Annotated in this window: 24 protein-coding genes; 13 read left to right on the top strand and 11 right to left on the bottom strand. The window is 36.3% G+C overall.

Annotated elements, in window-relative coordinates:
- Nucleotides 1–115 precede the first annotated feature (115 nt).
- The 3 genes from NPY00_RS03745 to rsmA are packed head-to-tail and all read left to right on the top strand — an operon-like array spanning nt 116 to nt 2,915.
- The gene (locus NPY00_RS03745) at nt 116–1,072 is read left to right on the top strand and encodes a peptidylprolyl isomerase (protein WP_269020733.1); all 957 of its coding nucleotides are present in this window, start codon (nt 116–118) and stop codon (nt 1,070–1,072) included.
- Nucleotides 1,072–2,085, top strand: coding sequence for a 4-hydroxythreonine-4-phosphate dehydrogenase PdxA (pdxA, locus tag NPY00_RS03740; RefSeq protein WP_269020732.1), 1,014 nt, complete (start codon nt 1,072–1,074; stop codon nt 2,083–2,085). The genes NPY00_RS03745 and pdxA overlap by 1 nt, the downstream gene beginning before the upstream one ends.
- Nucleotides 2,076–2,915: a 16S rRNA (adenine(1518)-N(6)/adenine(1519)-N(6))-dimethyltransferase RsmA gene (gene rsmA / locus NPY00_RS03735; RefSeq protein WP_269020731.1), complete on the top strand. Its 840-nt coding sequence runs from the start codon at nt 2,076–2,078 to the stop codon at nt 2,913–2,915. Before pdxA ends, rsmA begins: the two co-directional genes overlap by 10 nt.
- Nucleotides 2,916–2,955: 40 nt before the next feature.
- Here rsmA and gmk read toward each other — a convergent pair whose 3' ends face one another.
- From gmk to NPY00_RS03700, 7 genes are all read right to left on the bottom strand, one after another.
- Nucleotides 2,956–3,621: a guanylate kinase gene (gene gmk, locus NPY00_RS03730; protein ID WP_269020730.1), complete on the bottom strand. Its 666-nt coding sequence runs from the start codon at nt 3,619–3,621 to the stop codon at nt 2,956–2,958.
- Between the two features lie 68 nt (nt 3,622–3,689).
- Entirely contained in the window at nt 3,690–4,799 is a 1,110-nt protein-coding gene (mltG, locus tag NPY00_RS03725) for an endolytic transglycosylase MltG (RefSeq protein ID WP_269020729.1), read from the bottom strand.
- Nucleotides 4,800–4,880: 81 nt separating this feature from the next.
- On the bottom strand, nt 4,881–6,143 hold the full coding sequence (fabF, locus tag NPY00_RS03720) for a beta-ketoacyl-ACP synthase II (protein WP_269020728.1): 1,263 nt from the start codon (nt 6,141–6,143) through the stop codon (nt 4,881–4,883).
- A 101-nt stretch (nt 6,144–6,244) separates the two neighbouring features.
- Nucleotides 6,245–6,481: an acyl carrier protein gene (locus NPY00_RS03715; RefSeq protein ID WP_269020727.1), complete on the bottom strand. Its 237-nt coding sequence runs from the start codon at nt 6,479–6,481 to the stop codon at nt 6,245–6,247.
- A gap of 272 nt (nt 6,482–6,753) precedes the next feature.
- Nucleotides 6,754–7,491: a 3-oxoacyl-[acyl-carrier-protein] reductase gene (fabG, locus tag NPY00_RS03710; RefSeq protein WP_269020726.1), complete on the bottom strand. Its 738-nt coding sequence runs from the start codon at nt 7,489–7,491 to the stop codon at nt 6,754–6,756.
- An 18-nt stretch (nt 7,492–7,509) separates the two neighbouring features.
- Complete coding sequence (gene fabD / locus NPY00_RS03705) at nt 7,510–8,454, bottom strand: ACP S-malonyltransferase (RefSeq protein WP_269020725.1); 945 nt, start codon at nt 8,452–8,454, stop codon at nt 7,510–7,512.
- A gap of 72 nt (nt 8,455–8,526) precedes the next feature.
- Nucleotides 8,527–9,114 carry an undecaprenyl-diphosphatase gene (locus NPY00_RS03700; protein WP_269020724.1) on the bottom strand — a complete coding sequence of 196 codons (588 nt, stop codon included), beginning with the start codon at nt 9,112–9,114 and terminating at the stop codon, nt 8,527–8,529.
- Between the two features lie 335 nt (nt 9,115–9,449).
- Here NPY00_RS03700 and rpsF point away from each other — a divergent pair, with 335 nt between their 5' ends.
- The 9 genes from rpsF (at nt 9,450) to NPY00_RS03655 (ending at nt 18,275) form a co-directional block, all read left to right on the top strand.
- The gene (gene rpsF / locus NPY00_RS03695; protein WP_269020723.1) at nt 9,450–9,857 is read left to right on the top strand and encodes a 30S ribosomal protein S6; all 408 of its coding nucleotides are present in this window, start codon (nt 9,450–9,452) and stop codon (nt 9,855–9,857) included.
- A complete protein-coding gene (gene rpsR / locus NPY00_RS03690) occupies nt 9,857–10,105 on the top strand; it encodes a 30S ribosomal protein S18 (protein ID WP_269020722.1) in 249 nt (82 codons plus the stop codon). The genes rpsF and rpsR overlap by 1 nt, the downstream gene beginning before the upstream one ends.
- Nucleotides 10,106–10,246: 141 nt before the next feature.
- Nucleotides 10,247–11,227 carry a hypothetical protein gene (locus tag NPY00_RS03685; RefSeq protein ID WP_269020721.1) on the top strand — a complete coding sequence of 327 codons (981 nt, stop codon included), beginning with the start codon at nt 10,247–10,249 and terminating at the stop codon, nt 11,225–11,227.
- 25 nt (nt 11,228–11,252) lie between these two features.
- Nucleotides 11,253–11,825: a 50S ribosomal protein L9 gene (gene rplI, locus NPY00_RS03680; RefSeq protein WP_269020720.1), complete on the top strand. Its 573-nt coding sequence runs from the start codon at nt 11,253–11,255 to the stop codon at nt 11,823–11,825.
- Nucleotides 11,826–12,337: 512 nt separating this feature from the next.
- Nucleotides 12,338–13,840: a replicative DNA helicase gene (locus NPY00_RS03675; protein WP_269020719.1), complete on the top strand. Its 1,503-nt coding sequence runs from the start codon at nt 12,338–12,340 to the stop codon at nt 13,838–13,840.
- A gap of 6 nt (nt 13,841–13,846) precedes the next feature.
- Entirely contained in the window at nt 13,847–15,241 is a 1,395-nt protein-coding gene (radA, locus tag NPY00_RS03670; RefSeq protein ID WP_269020718.1) for a DNA repair protein RadA, read from the top strand.
- A gap of 128 nt (nt 15,242–15,369) precedes the next feature.
- Nucleotides 15,370–15,951: a CvpA family protein gene (locus NPY00_RS03665; protein WP_269020717.1), complete on the top strand. Its 582-nt coding sequence runs from the start codon at nt 15,370–15,372 to the stop codon at nt 15,949–15,951.
- Between the two features lie 75 nt (nt 15,952–16,026).
- On the top strand, nt 16,027–17,520 hold the full coding sequence (gene purF / locus NPY00_RS03660) for an amidophosphoribosyltransferase (RefSeq protein WP_269020716.1): 1,494 nt from the start codon (nt 16,027–16,029) through the stop codon (nt 17,518–17,520).
- 2 nt (nt 17,521–17,522) lie between these two features.
- The gene (locus tag NPY00_RS03655) at nt 17,523–18,275 is read left to right on the top strand and encodes an SDR family NAD(P)-dependent oxidoreductase (protein WP_269020715.1); all 753 of its coding nucleotides are present in this window, start codon (nt 17,523–17,525) and stop codon (nt 18,273–18,275) included.
- An 80-nt stretch (nt 18,276–18,355) separates the two neighbouring features.
- Here the strand turns inward: NPY00_RS03655 and NPY00_RS03650 are convergent, their stop codons facing one another.
- The 4 genes from NPY00_RS03650 to cysS all read right to left on the bottom strand — a co-directional run bounded on the left by NPY00_RS03650 (nt 18,356) and on the right by cysS (nt 23,718).
- A complete protein-coding gene (locus tag NPY00_RS03650) occupies nt 18,356–19,195 on the bottom strand; it encodes a CDP-alcohol phosphatidyltransferase family protein (protein ID WP_269020714.1) in 840 nt (279 codons plus the stop codon).
- Between the two features lie 8 nt (nt 19,196–19,203).
- The gene (locus NPY00_RS03645) at nt 19,204–19,902 is read right to left on the bottom strand and encodes a phosphatidylserine decarboxylase (RefSeq protein WP_269020713.1); all 699 of its coding nucleotides are present in this window, start codon (nt 19,900–19,902) and stop codon (nt 19,204–19,206) included.
- Between the two features lie 103 nt (nt 19,903–20,005).
- On the bottom strand, nt 20,006–21,901 hold the full coding sequence (locus NPY00_RS03640) for an ABCB family ABC transporter ATP-binding protein/permease (protein ID WP_269020712.1): 1,896 nt from the start codon (nt 21,899–21,901) through the stop codon (nt 20,006–20,008).
- 308 nt (nt 21,902–22,209) lie between these two features.
- Nucleotides 22,210–23,718, bottom strand: coding sequence for a cysteine--tRNA ligase (gene cysS, locus NPY00_RS03635; protein ID WP_269020711.1), 1,509 nt, complete (start codon nt 23,716–23,718; stop codon nt 22,210–22,212).
- 417 nt (nt 23,719–24,135) lie between these two features.
- On the opposite strand from cysS, the gene NPY00_RS03630 reads away from it, so the two are divergent.
- A complete protein-coding gene (locus NPY00_RS03630; protein WP_269020788.1) occupies nt 24,136–24,516 on the top strand; it encodes a TIGR02301 family protein in 381 nt (126 codons plus the stop codon).
- Nucleotides 24,517–24,522 lie beyond the last annotated feature (6 nt).

Raw genomic sequence — 24,522 nt, 5'->3', positions numbered from 1 at the left:
TAAAAATTATAGCAATAATGTATAAAGCTTTTAACTTATTATTGTTTTTACGAAGAAAACCATATATTTTTAACAATCGATAAAAATCGATAAACAGATGTAAAGGTTCATTTACATGAACGGACTTAAAAATAATTCTCTCACTTTATTTTGTATTACCCTATTAAGTATAAGTGGTCTTTCTATAAAGACATCATTTATATCGCCTGCTTTTGCACAGACAACAGTCGCTGTTACCGTCAATGGAAATATTATTACAAATTATGATATTCAAAAACGTGTTGCTTTCCTCAAATTACAGCAGAAAAAAGGAAATCTCCTTGCTCAAGCTAAAAATGAACTTATTGATGAAATGCTCAAAAACGATGAAATAAAACGTCGGAATATTGAAGTAAATGATGATGAAGTTAATCAAATTTTTGGAAATTTTGCCGCACAAAATCAGATCAGTGTAGATCAACTTCAAGAAGTTTTAATTCAAAACGACATAACGGTAGAACACTTTAAAGCATATATCCGTGGGCAAATAGGATGGGGGCGTCTTGTTCATGCACGGTATCAAGCTGAAGAAGTTTTTCTTACTGAGCAAGAAGTAGCACACAGAATATTAAAAAATGGTGGGATTAAACCTTCAACAGACGAATATACATTACAGCAAATCATTTTTGTGATCCCACCTCATCGTCGTTCAGAAATTCTACAAAGGCGTAAACAAGAAGCAAATAATTTTCGAACACATTTTCAAGGATGTTACAATACTAAAAATCAAGCTAAAAACGTGTTAGATGTTACCGTTCGAAATCTAGGAAAATTTTTGAAACCACAATTACCTAAAGGGTGGGAAGAAGATATTCTTGCAACGCCTGTAGGAAAAATGACAAAACCACACGAAACAACGTATGGTATTGAAGCAGTTGCTGTTTGTAACATCAAGAGAGTCTCTGATGATCGTGTTGCTCAACTTATGCTTTCTATTGAGGAGAGCAAAAAAGTCACTCCTCAAAAACTTGAAGCTCTCAGTAAAAAATATTTAGAAGAGTTGCGCAAAACAGCGCTTATCCAAAATTCATAATGCTCCCATTAGTTGTTAGTAGTGGTGATCCAGCCGGTATTGGACCTGAAATAGCTATAAAAGCGTGGAATATGCGTCATATACGTCATATTCCTCCTTTTGTTCTTTTAGCGGATCCTGAAATGATTCGTTCACGAGCACACTTTTTAAAATTGACTATTAATATAGAATCTGTGCGTATCAATAATCTTGTCGACAACTTCCAAACAGCTCTCCCTATTTTACCATTAAAAAACAAACAAAATCACCAGGTAGGATTACCTTCACCCAATAATGCTGCTGGAATAATTGAAGCGATAGAACAAAGCGTTCAATTGATACAAAGCGGTCATGCATGTGCACTCATCACTTGTCCTATTGCAAAAAAAAACCTTTATGATGCTGGATTTAAATTTCCAGGACATACTGAATTCCTTGCATATCTAGCTCATAAAACTTCTAATAAACAATATCATCCTGTTATGATGTTATACGGATCGCAATTAAAAACAATACCTATTACAGTTCATATTCCACTCAGTGAGGTTTCTTCACACCTCACCCGCAATTTAATCATCCAAACTGCATTAATTACTGAAAATAGTTTAAAAGCACAATTTGCCATAACATCACCACGTTTAGCAGTTGCAGGTCTTAATCCTCACGCTGGAGAAAATGGAGGAATTGGAAAAGAAGATATTGATATTATTGTTCCCTCCATACAATATCTTAAACAAAAAGGATTAAATATTGTAGGTCCTTTACCTGCTGATACAATGTTTCATGATCGCGCGAGAAAAATGTATGATGTAGCTCTTTGTATGTATCACGACCAAGCCCTTATTCCTGTTAAGACATTAGATTTCGATACCACTGTCAATGTTACATTAGGGCTTCCTTTTATAAGAACGTCTCCAGATCATGGGACCGCTTTTGATATTGCCAACAAAGGGATAGCCTCTCCAGAAAGTTTCATTTCTGCTCTCAAACTTGCAGAACAACTTGCAAAAAACAATCAACAAGCATGCCAATAGATAATTTACCACCTCTCCGTGAAATCATTGATACATATAAACTGAAAGCTCATAAATCTTTAGGTCAAAATTTTCTGCTCGATCTTAATTTAACCTCTAAAATTGCTCATCAAGCTGGAAATATAGAAGAAAAACCAGTTATTGAAATTGGACCTGGCCCTGGAGGATTAACCCGCGCTTTACTTGCCAAAGGTGCTATAGTCACAGCAATCGAACGTGACGAACGTTGTCTTCCTGCATTATTAGACATAAAAAAACATTATCCTCAAAGATTAAATCTTATTTTTAATGATGCATTAAAACAAGATTGTTCAAAGCTTTTTGAAACCAATTCAGAAAAGCCACGTATTATTGCAAATCTTCCATATAACATCGGGACACAGCTCCTATTAAACTGGCTTTTGACGCAACCATGGCCTCCTTTTTATGAATCCATGACTCTAATGTTTCAACGTGAAGTAGCTAAGCGTATTACTGCAATTCCTCAATCTCCTCATTACGGACGTCTCAGTGTCTTATCTGGATGGCGTACTCTAGCAAAGATTGCATTTGATGTTCCACCACAGGCTTTTACACCAGCACCTAAAGTAACATCTTCTGTTGTTCATATTATTCCACGCCCACAACCTCTTGTTTGTTCTGCACAAAAATTAAGCCTTGTAACACAAGCTGCTTTTGGACAAAGACGAAAAATGCTTCGTCAAAGCCTTAAATCTATTGGAGGAGAAAAACTTTTAGAAAAAGCGGAAATTGACGGAACACGTCGAGCTGAAACACTTTCCATTCCAGAATTTGTAGCTTTAGCTAACTTACTTGTTTTGAAAGATTAAGCTCTTACTTATTTAAAAATTTTCTTAAAGATAACCATGTTTAATCAATTTTTTCAGCAATTAGTCTATCAATGAAAGTTTCAAGAAAACAACAACGATCACGTTTCATTGTCTCCGCTAAATAAATTGATTTAATTAACAACAAAGATTTATTTAAATCCTCATTGATTACTACATAATCATAAGAACGCCAATGTTCCATTTCTACTCGTGCATTATTCAAACGCAAATGGATGATATCCTGACTATCTTCTGCTCGACGATGCAAACGAGAAACTAATTCTTTCATTGATGGAGGGAGAATAAAAACAGAGACAGTATCTCCTGGCATTTTTTTTTGAAGCTGTTCTGTTCCTTGATAGTCAATATCAAAAAGCATATCATGACCAGCATTCAATGTATTTTCAACATTTTCACGCAGAGTTCCATAATAATTTCCATGAACTTCCGCCCACTCAATAAATTCGTCTCCATCACGCTTTCGCTCAAACTCTTTTTTTGAAATAAAGTGATAATGAATACCGTCAACTTCACTGGAGCGTCTTTGCCTCGTCGTTACGCTTATAGACAGCTCTAGTTTTTGATCTTTTAACAATAACCGAGATAAAGTTGATTTACCTGCCCCTGAAGGAGAAGAAAGAATAAATAGAAAACCGCGACGATGATCTTTTTTTTGAATACTCAATTTACTATCCAGTAACATCATATCACTTACTTTGTAAAAACTCGTCTCTATACCACAATATTAGAGCTTTGATCATAAATTTATAAAACTTAATGCTCACGTTTTAATGCACGCCATTTACGAACATTTTTATTGTGTTCATCTAAAGTTTTAGAAAAAATATGCCCACCAGAACCATCCGCTACAAAATAAAGCGCATCACTTTTTGGGAATTGAGCAACCGCTTCCAGAGAGCTACGTCCCGGATTTGCAATAGCTGTTGGCGGCAATCCATTAATCTTATAGGTATTATATGGTGTTTCTTTTTCAAGATCTGAGCGATAAATCGCACGACCTGAAGGTTTTCCTTTCCCACCAAAAATGCCATAAATCACTGTTGGATCAGACTGAAGACGCATATGTTTAGAAAGACGATTATAAAATACTGCTGCAACAAGAGGTCTTTCTGATGCAATGCCAGTTTCTTTTTCAACGATCGATGCTAATGTAACAAACTCATCAATAGATTTAATTGGTAAATCTGGTGAACGAGTAGCCCATATTGCATTAATTAATTTTGTTTGTCCTTCATGAAGTCTTTTTACAATTTCCTGTCGCGTTGTACCACGAACAAAATGGATAGTATCTGTCATTAAGCTACCTTCTGGAGGCAAAATCTTCGGAAGATCACCAATCAAAATTTCATTCGCAGCTAATCGATCAAAAACCTGTTGAACTGTCAAACCTTCCGGTACTGTAAATGTATATTCAATAGATTTTCCTCTTACAAGAATATCCATAATATCTTGCATAGAAGCATAAGCTGGAATTAAATATTCTCCAGCTTTGAGGCTGGTTTCTTTTCCATAATAACCAACTCCATAAATAAAAATATCAGATGATCGAATAAGTTCACGTTTTTCAAGCAACGTAGCAATTTCTCGAATACCCATTCCAGTAGAAATAAGAACAACTTGTTCTTGCTTAGCTATTCCCTTATTTTCAAAAATACTTTTTCCAATATAAAAAGGGATGCTCACAGCTAAAAGAATGATCATAATCAGCATCAAAAAGAAATTACCGAGAATGACAAATGGATTACGTGCAATACGTGATTTTTTTCGCTTTTTATGCGCTAACATATCACTATGTTCTATCGAATAATCCAACGAAGTTTCATTAACATCTTGCATCAGCTTTTCGTTTTTTTCATCGAACATAATCATAAATCTCAATAATTTCTAAAGACTATGCTGCAATTTTTTACTTATATCTTGCCATAAAAAAAGAAAAAACACTGTCTACCCTTCAAAACGCCGCATCACCAAAGACGCATTTGTTCCACCAAAACCAAATGAATTGGAAAGAACCGTATTAATTTTTCGTTCACGTGGTTTATGAGGAACAAGGTCGATTTTTGTTTCAACTGATGGATTATCAAGATTGAGTGTTGCAGGTGCTATATTATCTCGTATCGCTAAAACGCAAAAAATAGCTTCAACAGCGCCAGCCGCACCGAGTAAATGTCCGATAGAAGATTTTGTGGAAGACATAGATACTTGTGATCCATAATTTCCCAAAACACGTTCAACAGCTGCCAACTCTATCACATCAGCCATTGTCGATGTACCATGAGCATTAATATAATCAATATCGCATACATTTACACGTGCATTCTTAAGAGCAGCGATCATACTGCGTTGCGCACCTTCCCCATTTTCTGAAGGCGCGGTAATATGATAAGCATCACCGGATAAACCATACCCAATAATTTCAGCATAAATGCGAACACCACGCTTTTTTGCGTGCTCAAGTTCTTCTAAGACAACAATTCCAGCTCCTTCACCCATAACAAAACCATCACGATCCATATCATAAGGACGTGATGCATGCTCAGGATCATCATTACGACACGTGGAAAGAGCTTTACATGCAGAAAAACCAGCAAGAGAAATCCGATTGATTGGAGATTCTGTACCTCCCGCTACCATCACATCCGCGTCCCCCAATGCAATCAAACGCGCTGCATCACCAATCGCATGTGCACCCGTTGAACAAGCCGTTACAACAGAATGATTAGGACCACGCAAACCGTGTTTAATAGCAACATAACCAGAAGCAAGATTAATTAAACGACCGGGAATAAAAAAAGGAGAAATCCGTCGCGGACCTTTATCACGAAGCGTATAACCTGCTTCAACAATACCCTCAATACCACCAATACCTGAACCAATCATCACACCAGTATGAACTTGGTCTTCATCATTTTTAGGATGCCATTCTGCATCTGAAAGGGCTTGATCCGCCGCAGCCATTGCGTAAGCAATAAATGCATCAACTTTACGCTGTTCTTTAGGCTCCATATGCAAATCAGCATTATATGTGCCATTTGTTCCATCCCCTGAAGGAATCCGCGCGGCAATCTGACATGGCAAATCAGCTACATCAAATTCGGTAATACGTCGAACACCACTTTTTCCTTCAAGAAGTCGCCTCCAACTATATTCGATATCACCAGCCAAAGGAGATACCAATCCTAAACCAGTAACAACTACACGTCTCATATCTCTAACCTTGAATCGAACTCCCCCTTAAAGCCGCATCCCAAACAGCTTCAAGTTAAAATTGAAGGACAAAAATTCGTGTTTTTACCCTTCAATAAAAATCACGCGGAAGCTTTATCAATAAACTTCACAGCATCATTAACTGTAACAATCGTTTCGGCGACATCATCTGGGATTTCTACACCAAATTCTTCTTCAAAAGCCATAACGAGCTCAACCGTATCAAGGCTATCTGCGCCTAGATCATCAATAAAGCTTGCATTGCCTACGACTTTATCTGCATCGACGCCAAGATGCTCTACGATAATCTTTTTAACGCGCTCTTCTGTATCACTCATGTTGAAATCCTTAAATTTATGTTGTTTTCCTGAATCTGATTAGCGACATAAACTAATATAATCAAGTAATAGATGCATTGCTCAAAAATTTTAACAGTGTTTATAATATTTACTCTGTGGATAATCTTTTATAAAATGCATTCATTCGACATCCTAATACAACTTAAGCAGCTATCACATTCAATACACACATCCCTCTATTTTATTCAATAATCATCTAAAATAATAAATTTTATAAATCAATGTAGAATAATACAAAATAGAGAAAATATTCAAATCATTGCCATACCACCATTAACATGTAGTGTCTGACCCGTAATATACGCTGCCTCATCACTTGCTAAATAAACGGCCGCAGAAGCTATATCTTTCCCTACTCCTATACGCTTCATCGGAATTGCTGCCATAATTGCTTCTTTTTGTTTTTCATTGAGTTTATCGGTCATTGCAGACTGAATAAACCCCGGAGCAATACAATTAACAGTTACATTTCGTGATGCAATTTCCTGTGCTAATGATTTAGAAAAACCTATCATACCAGCTTTCGCAGCACAATAATTCGTTTGTCCAGGATTCCCAACAACTCCAACGATAGATGTGATGTTAATAATACGTCCATAACGGCGACGCATCATAGCATGCGCTAATTCACGTGTTAGAATAAAAGAAGCTGTCAAATTTATAGCCAATACATCATCCCAATCTTGATCCTGCATCCGAACTAAAAGACTATCTCGAGTAATTCCAGCATTGTTAATAAGAATATCAATACCACCCATTTCTTCTTCTGCTTTTTTAGCTAATTGTTTAACAGCTTCACGTTCAGATAGATTAGCGGAAAAAATAAAAACATCTTTGCCAAGATCTGCTGCAATTTCTTTAAGTTTTTCTTCACGTGTTCCATGAATCACAACAATTGCTCCTTGCGCATGTAAAGAACGAGCAATTGCCTCACCGATGTCTCCAGATGCTCCCGTGACAAGTGCTTTACGACCAACTAAATTAAACATCTCAAAATCCTTAAAAAATTAAACACCAAGCACTCGCAGTGCCTCTTCAATTTCTTCAGCTGTATTTACTGTTAACCCATTGATATCTTTGTTAATACGACGTGCTAAACCTGTTAATACCTTCCCTGAGCCTACTTCAAACAGTCTATTCACTCCACTGGTACTCATCCACTCAATTATTTCACGCCATCGGACTCTCCCAGTTACTTGATGAACAAGAAGGGTAACAATACGCTCAGGATCACTTTCTGGAGTAACAGAAACATTTGCAACAAGTGGAATAGTAGGTGCTACTTTATTAACACAAAAAAGTGCATCTTTCATCACCTCAGCAGCAGGCTGCATTAAAGATGAATGAAAAGGAGCAGATACAGGAAGAATGATTGCACGTTTCGCACCTTTTCCTGATGCAATTTGTACCGCTTTCTCAATCGCTTTTGTTTGTCCTGAAATAACAATTTGCCCACCGCCATTATCATTTGCAATCTGACAGACCCCCTCTTCTAAAACAGTTGTGCAAATTTCTTCGACATCTTTCTCATCTAAACCTATAAGTGCTGCCATCGAACCTTCTCCAACAGCAACAGCAGACTGCATAGCATTTCCACGAATCCGTAAAAGCTTTGCTGTGTCTGCTAAACTAAATGCACCGGCCGCACAAAGTGCCGAATATTCCCCCAAAGAATGACCGGCAACAAATTTTACTTTTGATTTTATATTGAGCCCTAATTCTTCCATTACACGGATAATTGCAATAGATACAGCCATCAACGCGGGTTGCGCATTAGCGGTTAAAGTCAAGGTATCTGCAGGCCCTTCAAAAATAATTTGTGATAATTTCTCACCTAAAGCATCATCAACTTCTTCAAAAACCATTCGTGCTGCAAGAAATTGTTCCGCAAGAACCTTACCCATACCAACAACTTGGCTTCCCTGTCCTGGGAAAGTAAATGCTGATTCCATCCGCCAACTCCTAAAATTATACAATTAAGCTCTCTTATCTTGATTCATCTCGTGAATACAAATCAAAATAATTTATTTGAAACGAATACCTGTCTTCAAATTATACTTCAAAGGAGGAATGTGATATAAAAAATCAGGAAAATATGATGCGATAAATCGAGAAACAACCCAACTTACTAAACCTCCTAAAATTGAACCAACCAAAACATCAAAAGGATAATGCACACCTGTAAAAACACGCCCCCAACAAACTAAACATAAAAGAATTAAAGCAAATCGAGACGCAGTTTTGTACCGATAAAAATAAAGACTCGACATATAAGCTGAGACAACCAACGCGTGATTACTTGGAAAAGAAGCAGTTGCTTGATGCTTAATCAAAGGAGGCTCTAAATACGTAACGAATGGACGTGGACGAAAATAAATGCAAGAAATAAGATATCCTACTAAAAGAGCGATACAAATACTAATACATATACTTAGCGTTACTTGCCGTTCTCTATATCCGCCACAAAACCAAAGAGCACAAAGATGCAAAGGAAGAATATAAATCAAAAACTTGGCACAAATAATTCCAACCCAAATAAAAACTGACCACAACTCACAATTGCCAGACAGTATTTCAAAAAGCGCCATATCAATCTGACTCAAAAAATCCATTTTTATTTCTCTGTTTAATTTTTATGATTAATGATGAAGTATATAAAAATATATCAAAACTCAATAAGTTATATTTTTTGCAAACGTAAACTTGCTATTTCTTAAGATAAGCTGTAAACATGAGTGGTTTATTACCGGCACTTTAGCTGGGGGTTGAACGGAGGGCTGGAAATAACCAGTAGGAAACATAATAAATTCCGACCTCCCGTATCTCCGCTCTCGGATGTCTCTAAGTATACACAAAGCGTCCTTTCTTCTTTGGATTTTCCAAAAAGACAAGTCGCAGAGGCTTTGCGCTAAACCCGGTGAATTTTAATTGAAGAAAGGCAAAAACAATGGCTCTTTATGAACATATATTCCTTGCCCGACAAGACATTGCACTGCAGCAAATTGATGAGCTTTTAAAAATCTACAAAGATATCATTGAGGCACATGGTGGGAAAGTTGGGCGTATAGAAAACTGGGGTCTTCGCCCTCTTGCTTATCGTATTCGTAAGAATCGTAAAGCCTATTATGTTTTGGTGAATATTGATTCTCCAGCTGAAGCAATTTCTGAAATTGAACGCAAAATGCGTATCAATGAAGATATTTTGCGCTATATGACTATTCGCGTAGAAAAACATGAGAAAGAGCAATCTGCTATGCTTTCACGCCTTAATCGTGGTGATTCTCATGGAAGAGATGAAGAACGATCTCGTTATTCACATCACAAAACTGAGGATACTGGAAAAGGAGTAGAATAATGACTGATACTAATCAAACTGTAGCTCGTCGTCCTTTTCATCGTCGTCGTAAGACATGTCCGTTTTCAGGTGAAAACGCTCCAAAAATTGATTATAAAGATGTAAAATTATTGCAACGTTATATCTCAGAAAGAGGGAAAATTGTTCCTTCACGGATTACAGCGGTTAGCCAAAAAAAGCAGCGTGAATTAGCAAAAGCAATCAAACGCGCTCGTTTTCTTGGTTTGCTTCCATATGTAGTTAAATAAAGTATAAATACATTGTGCAGTCAGATAGCTATTTGACTGCTTTTCCCTTTAATTGATTATTAGACCTATTAAAGGACGCATAAAATACCCAAGGTTGGAGCATCATGGTTCTCCTAACTGCAAAAAGCAGGACAGCAATAAATGAAAAATTTTTATTTTTATCAAATCATGATTGGTATTTTAGCTGGATTATTTTCCTCTATTATAGGAATAATAATCATAAATGTAGCGAATATAGCACCTTATCTTTCTCCTCTTCTCGGATGCTTTATTTCACTTCCGATCTTCATTGTTGCATTTGGTCGAGGAACCTTATCTAGTTTTTTTGCCTTAATAAGTGCAACGATTATGCTTGCCATCACTAATAATTTTTATATTGGTTTTGGCTTTATGTTATTTTTCTTTCTACCTGCTTTCTATGCTTCTTGGCTTCTTGGACTTGCGCGACCTGCGCAAAAAGAAAATTCACTCGTATGGTATCCGTTGTCATCAGTCATTTTTCTTTTAACCAATTTTATTGCTCTAATATCGACTTTTATTGGTGTTTATATTCAAACAAACCAAAGTGCTCCTATTATAATAAAAGAAATCACTGAAACCATAGTACAAGCTATGCGACAATCACAATCTATATCAGAAGCAGATATTCTTGCTTTCAGTGAGCTTTTAACAACACATGCCGCAACATTGACGGCTATTATACTTACTGTTTATAGCTTGATTTTTCTCATTGGAAATCTTTATTTTTCAATGGTCACAGCACAATATCTGAAATGGTTTACAAGACCTCGTGATGATTGGAGCCAAACTTTCCGCCTTCCAATTTCAGGTTTAATTACCTTCATCGTAGCTGGTACAGGATCAATGATGAGACTCGGCTCTATCCTTGATTTAAGCACACGCGTCTTTGCAACTGCGTATATTGTTGTCATAGCAATCAGCGGCTTATCATATCTCCATAATATTACAAAAGGCATCAATGGGCGAACAATTATATTGTTCTTTGTTTATACCGCTATTTTTACTGTTTTTTTTGCCTCTCCTGTTTTTATTATGATGCTTCTTATGGGCATTTGGGCAACGATTCAATACCACAGCAAATCACGTGATAAACTCCACTAAGTGGTTTATTTGAAAGGAAAAAACTATGGATGTTATTCTACTTGAACGCATCACTCGTCTTGGCCAGATGGGTGACATTGTTTCCGTCAAAGACGGTTATGCACGAAATTTTCTTTTGCCCCAAGGAAAAGCTTTACGTGCCAATGAAACTAATAAAAAACGTTTTGAAACTCAACGTGCACAACTTGAAGCACGTAATCTTGAACGTAAGAATGAAGCTCAACAAATTGCTGACAAGCTCGATGGAAAATCATTTATTATTATCCGTTCAGCTGGTGAAACAGGTCAACTTTATGGCTCTGTATCAACACGCGACATTGCAGAAATTATAACTTCTGATGGTTTTTCTATTGAGCGAAACCAAATTGAGCTTAACCATCCAATAAAAAATATTGGTCTTCATACCATCCATCTTAACCTACATCCCGAAGTTCAAATTTCTGTAACACTAAATGTTGCACGCTCAACCAGTGAGGCACAACGTCAAAAAGAAGGTGAAAATCTTATTTCTTCTGAAACAAAAGAGGAAATTCAAGAACAACCATCGATAGAAAAAAATGATAACAAGAATGAAAATAATTCTACCGAAGTAGCTTAATCAAAAATTCATTTCATCTATTTGATTTTATTATATTTTTATAAAAGTGATCTCCCACCAAAAGTACTCAATTTTCAAATTGAGTACTTTTTTATTATCATAATTTAAAAATTAAATGATCTTCATATTATATTATAAGTACTCAAAACGTTATCGGCACTTTCAAAACTAAACATTACAGAAAATATACAGTTACCCTATATGAATCTTAATAGTGAATATTAAAAATAACTTGTTCTCAAGTTCTCAAAAAATCAACGCTTTTTCACATGTAAACTGTCTCTTTTTTAATAATAAAAGGGTGTTATTTTGAAAATTAATTTTGATATTTTTTAAAAACTATTTAATCATAAAATATAAAAAATGCACCTTGTGCACGATAGATTGAAGGTAACTGCCTTATAAAATTGAAAGTATAATGTTAAATAAAAACTTTCGATTCTGTCTCTCTGATGTACAATGTTACATTTGAAGCTTAAAGATGCACAAAATATTAATGAAAAAAAATTGTTATGGAAGAAACAAGCATACTTAATTTTAGCGCTTCGCAAAAAGAAGAAGTTTCTTCTTTTCGGCAACTCCCCTATAATATTGAAGCTGAACAAGCATTGCTCGGTGCTATTCTCATTAATAATGACGCGCTTGATCGTGTTTCAGACTTTTTAAAACCAGAACACTTTTTTGAAACATTACATCAAAAAATCTTTGATACTTTGTCTCAAATTATCACAAAAGGGAGACTAGCAAGTCCAATCACAATTAAACCCTTCATTCCAGCTGAAGAAAAAATTGGAGATATTACGGTCTTCGACTATGTTGTTCGTTTAACAACAGAAGCTGTTACAATTATTAATTCTGAAGACTATGGACGTGTTATTTATGATCTTTTTATTCGACGATCTTTAATTGATCTCGGCAATCAAATTGTTAATACAGCTTTTGATTCTCCTATTGAACTGACACCAACTCAGCAAATTGAAAGCATTGAACGTCATTTATTTGCATTGGCAGAAAAAGGAAAATATGGTGGTGGTTTCGAGAGTTTTGATGCGGCAGTAAAAAAAGCTATCGATATGGCTGGCGCAGCGAAAAAACGATCTTCACGATTATCCGGTATTGCCACTCATATTAAAACTCTCGACGAAAAAATGGGAGGACTACAACCTTCTGATTTAATTATTCTTGCTGGGCGTCCTGGTATGGGGAAAACTTCACTTGCGACGAATATAGCCTTTAATATTGCAAATGCTTACAGTCATAATACCAACACAAAAAATACCGCACAAGAAAATGAAGGAGGTATTGTTGGATTTTTTTCACTTGAGATGTCATCAGAACAACTTGCAACACGGATTATTTCTGAACAAACAGAAACTTCTTCTTCCGAAATTCGACGAGGGAATATTTCAGAAGAACAGTTTTCGAAATTATTACGGGCGATGAACCGTTTACAAAAGGCGCCTCTTTATATTGATCAAACCGGTGGTATATCAATCACCCAACTTGCTGCACGTGCACGCCGTTTGAAACGACAGCACGGCTTAAACGTATTGATTATTGATTATATACAATTAATGACAGGGCATTCAAAACGTTCATCTGAAAACCGTGTTCAAGAAATTACAGAAATTACTACGGGACTAAAAGCCTTAGCCAAAGAACTCAATATTCCTATTATCGCCCTTTCACAACTTTCACGTCAAGTTGAAAACCGTACAGACAAACACCCACAATTATCAGATTTACGAGAATCAGGATCAATTGAACAAGATGCTGATGTTGTCCTTTTTGTATATCGTGAAGAATATTATCTCAAAAATGAAGAACCTAAAATCGGAACTCCTGAGCATTTGAAATGGCAAGCTGCAATGGACGATTTTTTTGGAAAAGCTGATATTATTATTGCAAAACAGCGCCATGGACCAACAGGAACAGTTCGACTTGCATTTCAATCAGAATTTACACGCTTTAGCGATCTGGTCGAAAACGAATATCTTCCAGAGCAATTCGGTTAAACCATCATGGCACGTAATCGTATTCAATTTATCTGCCAAAATTGTGGTACCGTTCATTCACGTTGGGCAGGGAAATGTAATTCTTGTGGAGAGTGGAACTCTCTTATAGAAGAAAATACCAATAACGGTATTGGCAGTGGTCCTATCCAAAATACTCGTAAAGGACGTGTAGTTACACTCACTTCTCTTTCTGGCGATTTTGAAAATACTCCGCGCATTCATTCTGGCATTGCTGAACTTGACCGTGTTACAGGTGGTGGTTTTGTCCGTGGATCCGCACTACTTGTTGGTGGTGATCCAGGTATTGGAAAATCAACACTCCTCACCCAAACAGCCGCCGCCTTATCGCGCAAAGGATATCATGTTATTTACGTATCAGGAGAAGAAGCTATTACACAAATTCGTCTCCGTGCACAAAGACTTGGAGCAACCAATACAGCAGTTAAATTAGCAGCTGAAACCAATGTAGAAGATATTCTTGCAACTTTAAACGAACATAAAAATCTTGATATGGTCATTATCGATTCAATTCAGACGTTATGGTCAGATACAGCAGATTCAGCACCAGGAACTGTAACGCAAGTTCGCATTGGCGCTCAAGCGATGATACGCTTTGCAAAAAAAACAGGTGCAGCCGTTGTTCTTGTTGGACATGTTACAAAAGATGGACAAATTGCTGGCCCCCGCGTTGTTGAACATATGGTTGATGGTGTTCTTTATTTTGAAGGTGAAGGCGGCCATCATTATAGAATTTTGAGAACTGTAAAAAATCGCTTTGGTGCAACAGATGAAATTGGTGTCTTTGAAATGTCCGATAAAGGATTACAAGAAGTTACTAATCCATCTGAATTGTTTTTAGGTGAACGCAATGAAAAAGCACCAGGGGCGGCTGTTTTTGCAGGAATGGAAGGAACACGTCCTATACTTGTAGAAATTCAAGCTCTTGTTGCTCCTTCTTCACTTGGAACACCACGGCGTGCTGTCGTCGGCTGGGATGGAAATAGGCTTTCAATGATTTTAGCCGTATTAGAAGCTCATTGTGGTGTTCGCTTTGGACAACATGATGTTTATCTTAATGTTGCAGGAGGTTATCGAATATCAGAACCTGCCGCTGATTTAGCTGTTGCAGCAGCTTTAGTATCTTCCCTTGCAAATATTCCCCTACCAACTCATTATGTTTACTTCGGTGAAGTTAGTCTTTCAGGTGCAATCCGCTCTGTCTCTCATTCAGGACAACGTATAAAAGAAGCAGAAAAACTTGGGTTTCAAGGAGCTGTTCAACCTGTAACAACAACTGAAATAAAATCGCACATATTTCAACAAAAAATGTTTTCTGATCTTCCTGAACTAATTGCAAATATTGTAACGAAAAAGAAAAAATCTATCCAACAGAGAGAATAATGCGGGGAAAATTTTATAAAATGCAAAAGATCCTTGATCTCAAAATAAAAACTGACATAACAAAAATGCGTTTTTCATTGACTAAAACAGAACACAATATCCAACATTATATATAAGGAATAAACAAAATGAACGTCACAATCCTTGATGGTATTGTCATCGCAATTGTCCTGTTTTCCGCTTTTCTAGCTATGCTCCGAGGTTTTTCACGTGAAGCTCTATCGCTGCTTTCTTGGATAGTTTCAGCCATTGCGACATTATTTTTGTTTAAACCCCTACTCCCTTTTACTGAACAGTATCTTTCCAACAAAATGGTTGCATTGATTGCCACACTTATCACAATTTTTATTATTGTGTTGGTGATTACTTCCATCATAACCTTAAAAATATCTGATTTTATCATTGATAGTCGAATTGGGGTACTTGATCGCACAATTGGTTTTGTTTTTGGTGCATGCCGTGGTTTACTAATTATGGTCATCTGCATCATACTTTTAAATGCACTTATCAAACCTGAACAACAAGCTCATTGGCTCAAAAATGCAAAAACAAAACCTCTGTTAGATTCATTGAGTCAAAAAGTTTTGACAATACTACCGAAAGATCTAGACTCTACTCTTGATAAAGCAGAAAAATTCTTTAAAAAGAATAATATAACAACGGACAAAACAAATAATAATAAAAATGAACCTTTACAGAATGGTAAATGACTTTTTATTAAAAAATGTCTTCAAATAATATATGCTGTATGATACTACTAATTTTTAATATCTTTCCCCAAAAATATGGTGACTAAAATCAATATCCCTTATCAGAATTTTTCGTTGGATGATGATACTCTTCATGAAGAATGTGGAGTATTCGGTATTCTTGGGCATGAAGAGGCAGCAAAATTAACTGCTCTTGGATTGCATGCACTCCAACATCGCGGACAAGAAGCCGCTGGAATTGTTTCTTATCACAACAAAACATTTCATCAAGAAAAACATCTGGGTCTTGTTGGTGATCACTATACAGACCCTGTGACGCTTGCCCGTTTACCAGGAGATCGCGCTATTGGACATACGCGCTATTCAACAACCGGAGAAGTCGCGTTACGTAATGTACAACCTCTTTTCGCTGAATTAAATGCTGGAGGAATTGCTATTGCGCACAATGGCAATCTAACAAATGCTTTTACCTTACGTCGTGAATTAATTGCCTCTGGTGCAATTTGTCAATCAACATCAGATTCCGAAGTTGTGCTTCATCTCATTGCTCGTTCGCGTCATCAATCATCATCCGATCGCTTTGTTGATGCTATTCAGCAAATAGAAGGTGGATATGCTATGCTCGCTCTAACACGTACAAAACTTATTGCGGCACGTGACCCAACAGGAATTCGACCTCTTGTTATGGGAGAACTCGACGGAAAACCAATCTTTTGTTCAGAAACTTGTGCACTTGATATTATTGGAGCAAAATATATCCGTGATGTTAAAAATGGTGAAATCATCATATGCGAAATACAAAAAAATGGTGAAATCACAACGCAAATTATTCAACCAGAAATAAATAAACCAGAAAGACTTTGTCTTTTTGAATATGTTTATTTTTCTCGCCCTGATTCAATCGTTGGGGGGCGAAGTGTTTATATCAGCCGTAAAAATATGGGGATCCGCCTAGCGCAAGAAGCGCCATGTGATGGCGATGTCGTCGTTCCTGTCCCCGATGGAGGAACCCCCGCTGCAATTGGCTATGCGCAAGAAATTGGAATTCCTTTTGAGCTTGGTATTATTCGTAATCATTATGTCGGTCGTACCTTCATCGAACCAACACAACAAATTCGCGCTTTTGGTGTTAAATTAAAACACTCTGCAAACCGCCCTATTATTGAAGGAAAACGTGTTATTCTCGTCGATGATTCTATTGTGCGTGGAACAACATCTGTCAAAATTGTACGCATGCTCAGAGATGCAGGCGCAAAAGAAGTCCATATGCGTATTTCAAGCCCGATGATTTTTTATCCTGATTTCTACGGTATTGATACACCTAATAGTGAGAACCTTTTAGCTAATCAATATCCAGACTTAAAATCTATGTGCAGTTTTATTGGGGCTGATTCATTAGAATTTCTTTCAATCGATGGTTTGTATCTTGCTGTCATACAAGAAAAACGAAACAATTCTGATCCGCAATTTACTGACCACTATTTCACAGGTCAATATCCTACACATCTCACCGATCAAAATATGATTTCTAAAAATCATAAATCATCTGTTCTTAAAACAAGAAATTAATAATGAAGAAAGCCGATTTTAATCTTTCTGGTCGTGTTGCACTCGTTACAGGTGCCTCCAGAGGAATTGGTTATCATTTAGCATTAGAACTTGCTTCACGCGGTGCTCACATCATTGCTCTTTCACGAACAATGCAAGATCTCATTGCTCTTAATCATCAAATACAAAAAAAAGGTGCTTCTGCAACACTCATACAACTTGACTTGCATCATACAGAAAAAATTGACTCTTTGAGTGTATCAATTGATGAACGCTGGAAAAAACTTGATATTATGGTTGCAAATGCTGGTGTTCTCGGAACACTTTCTCCAATAGCTTCTATTAAAAATGCAATATTTCAAGATGTCTTTCAAGTGAACTTAATCAGCCAATGGCACTTAATGAAAGCACTTGATCCTTTATTACGAAAATCTGATGCCGGTCGAGCTATTTTTTTATCATCAAGCGTTGCTCACTCTACACGAGCCTGCTGGGGACCATACGCAGCCTCTAAAGCAGCTTTAGAAACTCTTGCTTATTGTTGGGCAGAAGAACTCAAAAAAACACCTGTCAAAGTTAATTGTGTTAACCCAGGCGCAACACGCACTGCAATGCGTGCGCAAGCTATGCCCGATGAAGATCCTCAAACACTCCCTTCTGCGCAAACAGTTGCTGAAAAAATAATACACTTATTATCACCTGATTTGCAAGAAACAGGAAAACTTTTTGATGTTCGCAAAGATCGATTTATACAATATCATGAATCTATTGTATAATGATGATACACTATGAATTGAAATAGAAGTATCCTACACAGCACAGTCTTATTTCCAAAATATAAGCAAACTGTAAAGTTTCATGACTCTTGATCTGTTTGAAAATCTATTTTTTTTGCTTCTATAGAAGCACGTTTGTTATAAATAAAAGCACTATAAGGTAGAAAAATCATATAACCAAAAACTGTTATCAATAAAGTATACCACGTATAAGTCGCCAAAAACCCGACATAGATCACGATAACAAGCATACACGGAATAACAAGATCTCGCCTTAACTTCTGACCAACTGATTTTGCATTCCATACAGGGAAACGGCTAACCAAAAGGAAAGCAACAACAACCGTATAAAGACTAAAAAATAAAGCCCATCCCCAACTTGGTGTTAAACCAAGTGCACCCAAATAAACAGGCAACAAAAGTAATAATGCACCTGCTGGAGCCGGAACCCCAACAAAATAATCCCGTTGCCACTCTGGAATATCAACATTATCCAACATCACATTAAAACGCGCCAACCGTAGACAACAAGCAACACAATAAACAAGTGCAGCAACCCAACCGACTTGATGAACTTCTGTAAGAATAAAGGAATAAACAACAAGAGCAGGCGCAACACCAAAATTAATAACATCTGCAAGAGAATCCATCTGCGCCCCAAAAGACGAACTACCATCCATCAAACGTGCAACGCGACCATCAGCTCCATCTAAAATAGCTGCAAAAAGTACCATAAAAATAGCCAATTCATAGCGACTTTCAAAAGCCAAACGAATACCACTCATTCCAGCACAAATTGCCAAAATAGTAAGAATATTCGGGATAACATATCGTATTGGCATAGGCGAACGCCGTCGATAAAAGCCATCACCACTCTGTCCTTCAGGATCAAAAGAAGAAAATGGCGAAGAATTTCTCATAACTTGTCCTAATCGAGTCTAAAATCAGCTATTTCAGCAGCAGAATCAAAAGAACCCAAAACTGTCTCTCCCGCAACCGCTACTTGACCAACTGAAACACGTAACTTTACCTCTTTCGGTATATAAACATCAAGACGAGAGCCAAAACGAATCAAACCAAAGCGCTGCCCTGGAATAACTAAATCATCCTTCTTTGTCCAACAAACAATCCGGCGCGCAAACAATCCTGCTATCTGTACAACACCAATTTTTCCATATTTTCCATCAATAATGATTCCATTTCGCTCATTAAACTGGCTATCTTTATCTAACTCAGCATTCACAAATTTTCCCGCATGATAAATAACAGATTCTATTGTACCATTCATAGGAATACGATTGATATGACACGAAAAAATATCCATAAATACAGAAATACGGATCATTTCATTGTTTTCTAACCCCAATTCTTCAGGTGGAATACATGGTCCAACAAAAGAAATACGCCCATCAGCAGGAGATAAAACTAAATCGGGATCCATGGGAATCACGCGCTCCGGATCACGAAAAAAATATATACACCATATTGTTAAAATAAGACCACACCAAAATAACGGATCCCATATTAATCCAAGAATAAGCGAAATAACAAAAAACGCTATGATAAAAGGATAACCTTCTTTATGAATCGGAACAAAACCATTGCAAATAGATTTTAACACACTCATATAACTTCCTATTCATTAATACGATGTAGACATTAATAAATTTTTCGCATTCCTCAATATTTGGGTATTTAACCAAACACATCACATAAATCTAGATATTATTTCATGTAGCTATTTTTTTACGATTAACAACGCCTAATTCATCTTCTTCACGCATTTTACGTAATTTTTCTTCAACTTGCGAAGCTTCAAGCTGCTTATTCCACATTGAAGCATATAAACCTTTTTTCGATAAAAGATCAGCATGAGTCCCTTTTTCAATAATGCGACCATTTTTAACAACTAAGATTTCATCAGCATTAATGACAGTTGAAAGACGATGAGCAATAATGAGTGTTGTACGTCCACGACTTACGATATCCAACTCGTTCTGAATTTCTTGTTCCGTTGTTGTATCAAGAGCTGCAGTTGCCTCATCTAAAATGAGAAGTGGTGGTGCTTTTAGAAGTGTTCGCGCAATTGCCACCCGTTGTTTTTCACCACCTGATAATTTGAGTCCACGCTCACCAACCATAGACTGAAATTTTTCTGGAAGCATTTCAATAAATTTGGATATATGAGCCATTTCAGCAGCTTTTTGCACTTCTGCATCGGTAGCGTTTGGACGACCATAACGAATATTATACTCAACTGTATCATTAAATAGAACTGTGTCTTGTGGCACCATACCAATCGCTTCACGCAAACTATCTTGAGTTACATCACGAATATCCTGTCCATCAATTGTTATCGAACCGGAATCAATATCATAAAATCGGAAAAGTAATCGAGAAATAGTCGATTTACCAGCTCCAGATGGACCTACAATCGCAACAGTTTTTCCTCCGGGAACTTCAAAATCAATATCTTTAAGAATTGGACGATCGGAATCATATGAAAATTTCACCTGATTAAACCGAATAGTTCCATCACTTATCATCAACGGCCTAGCATCCGGTTTATCAGTAACTTCCTGCTGCACATTCAAAAGATCAAACATAGTTTCAATATCAGTTAAACCTTGTCGAACTTCACGATAAATCGAACCAATAAAATTTAATGGAATAGAAAGTTGCATCAAAAGTGTATGAATAAAAACAAAATCTCCCAAAGTTTGTTTTCCATGTAAAATTTCATAAGACGACATCAACATTAAAACAGTCATCCCAATACCAAAAATAACAGCTTGACCAAAATTAAGCCAACTTAATGATGTCCAAATTTTCGTTGCAGCTTTTTCATAATTCATCATAGAAGAATCAAATCTGCGTGTTTCTAATTCTTCATTGCCAAAATATTTGACTGTTTCAAAATTCAAAAGAGAATCAACAGCACGCGTATTGGCTTCAGTATCTGCTGCATTCATTTTTTTCTGAATGCCAATACGCCAATTACTTGTTTTAATTGTAAACCAAGTATACGCACCAACGGTCATCACAACCACGAGAAAGTAATACCAACCATAACTTATATAAAAAACAAATGCGGTTAGAACAAATTCTAAAATAGTTGGAACTGTATTAAGAATTGAAAATCGAACAATAGACTCAATTCCCTTTGTGCCACGCTCAATAACTCGAGAAAGTCCACCTGTTCTTCTTTCTAAATGAAACCGCAAGGACAATCCGTGAATATGAACAAAAGTCTTATAGGCTAATTGACGAATAGCGTATTGACCAACATTTGCAAAAAGAGAATCACGTAACTGATTTAATCCAGCCTGAGTAATGCGCACAACATTATACGCTAAGACCAAAATAATGGGAATTCCCCAAGTTGACAAAGACAACACATCAGAAGACTCGGAGAGTTTATCAAAAGAATCCGTCGCATATTTAAAAAAATATGGTACAGATACAAGAAGCAGTTTTGCTAAAATAAGATAAAATATCGCCCACATAACGCGTATTTTCAAATCAGGACGCTCCGATGGCCACATATACGGCCACAGATTATAAAGCGTACGGAACGTTCGACCCGTATCTGACAATACGGTTTTGACCATCTCATTCTGTTTCATGAAACTTTTACTTCTTTTTTTATACCAACTTAACAGACACACATATAAATTCTCTGTTATTGTTTGTAAAACATATTATATCTTCCTTTTTTCCAACAAACTACACTCTCATCGAAACACTTAGAATGAAAATGTTTTAAGAAAAAGAACCAAGAAAGAGCCATTTGAATTTATTTGTAGATTTACATTACTTTGTTAAAAATAATTTTTTAGCGTTTACTCTTTTTTACTGCATTTTGAAACTCATTTTCAAATGCTCTATTTTTTAATCATTTTGGCATTTCAATTAAAATGAACAAAATACAAAATTATATGCGTTTTATCTCCCACGTAGTCATACGTTCACCCGTCTGCGGATCCTTTTTATCTATTAAAGAAACTCCTCCTAACGCAAGCTCATCTCGAATTTTATCTGCAGCTTCCCACTCTTTATTACGAATAAATAATAATCTTTCAGTGATACGCTGATTAATAAACTCAGAATCAAAACTTGCCTTTTTAATGAAAAGTGGACACTCACTTCTTTTAACCCATTCGCATCGTAAAAGCCCTAACAAATCCATACCGTGCGCAAGCGCTGAAGCATTTCCTTCTTTATAAAATTTTCGCAGAATCATGAAAGCATTTGAAGTATTCAAATCATCGCTTAATGCACTTATCAAAGCAGTATCAATAGATTCATTATTCTTCAAACGATCTCTTTCAAAACGAAGTAGTTCATACCAACGATATAACTCACTACTGGACTGCGCTAAACGCTGAGCTGTCCAATTCAATGGTTCACGATAATGCGTTTGCAATATTGAAAAACGTGCAGATAAACCAGCCCAGCTCTGTTTCATTTCATCTGTCAAAACATTATTAAATTCTAAAAGATCACATTCTAAAATAGAACGGATAGTAATGAAATTACCAAGACTTTTGGACATCTTTTTGCCTTCAACCTGCAAAAAACCATTATGCATCCAAAAATTAGCCATGCGCTTAGTTCCAAAAGCAGAACAACTCTGTGCAATCTCATTTTCATGATGAGGAAAAATCAAATCAATACCACCACCATGAATATCAAAAACATTTTCTTTCGGATCATCACAAGCTAGCCCTCCTCCATAAGGATCTAACAATTTTGCCATTGACATCGCTGAACATTCAATATGCCAACCTGGACGCCCTAAAACATTAATTCCAGCCGGAGATTTCCAACCAGGTTCTCCTTCTGCAGAAGGTTTCCATAAAACAAAATCCATTTCCTCTCTTTTATAGGCAGCAACATCAACACGTGCTCCTGCTCTCATTTCATTCAAAGATCGTTTTGCAAGTGCTCCATAATGAGGTTCATTTTTTATACTGCTCACAGAAAATAATACATGATTTTCTGCTATATAAGCGTGACCTTTTTTAAGCAATATTTCTATCAAAGAGCGCATTTCTTCCAAATAATCAGTGGCACGTGGCTGGTGAGTTGGCAACAAACAACCAAGAGCCATTGAATCTTTTTGAAATTGATCGTACATGCGCTCCGTTAATTGGCGAATAGCGTCATTAAGCGTTAACTTTGGATATTCACAAGCTGCGCGTGCATTAATTTTATCATCTACATCTGTAATGTTGCGAACATATATAACGTGATCTTTGCCATAAACATAACGTAATAAGCGAAATAAAATATCAAAGACAATTACGGGACGGGCATTGCCAATATGAGCGTAATCGTAAACTGTCGGACCACAAACATAAAGGCGCACCTTAGTCGCATCAATTGGTATAAAATCTTCTTTTTTACGTGTAAGAGTGTTGTAAAATCGTAAATTTCCCATAATTGCATTCCGCTTGCGATATTGCTTTTCTACACTTCTTGAAAAGTTTTTCCAAATGATTAAACTCTTTATACGTTCAATTTCAAAATCACCATTGCTCTGTTGGATTCTTTATACTCAATGTCAGCATATTTTACATAGAGCATAAAAGATAGGAACATAAGGTTTCTATTTACAAAAAAGAAATCAAATTGACATGCAAAAAACTAAAATAATTTACATTATTCAACTTTGAGCAGCTTTTTAATGTTTGCATCATTATTCCCTTACCAGTTCTTATGCCCTAAATTGATAACATCTCACTATCAGTAAAGATAAACTGATTAATTCATGAACATCGTTTCAAAATATGCTCAATAAGGAAATTATTTTCCATATTTGTGATCGCACAAAGACTATAAAAAAATGAAAAGAATAATACGCAATATATTGATAAATAACATTATTTTAATGTTTTTTTTAAATTCAACACCCGTTTTTACACAACAAGTTCTACCTGATGACACAAAATTATTGCGATTAGCAGAAATTTTGGGATCTTTGCATTACCTTCGTAATCTTTGCAGCACTCCCACAACTCAATGGTATGATCACATGGAAGCCTTAATCGAAGCTGAACAACCAACTTCGGAGCAACGTGCTTACCTGTATGAAGCATTCAACAGAGCTTATCGTGCTTTTTCTGCCAACTATCACTCGTGTACACATTCGGCAATTGAAGCAGATCAAAGATATATTAAAGAAGGGAAAGCTTTATCTGAAAATCTCCTTATACATTTGAAGAATTCATCATTGTAATTAAAA

The organism is Bartonella sp. F02, from assembly GCF_026929975.1.
GTDB lineage: Bacteria > Pseudomonadota > Alphaproteobacteria > Rhizobiales > Rhizobiaceae > Bartonella.
The sequence above is the reverse complement of the archived record's forward strand: the minus strand, read 5'-3'. Positions and strand labels throughout refer to the sequence as shown.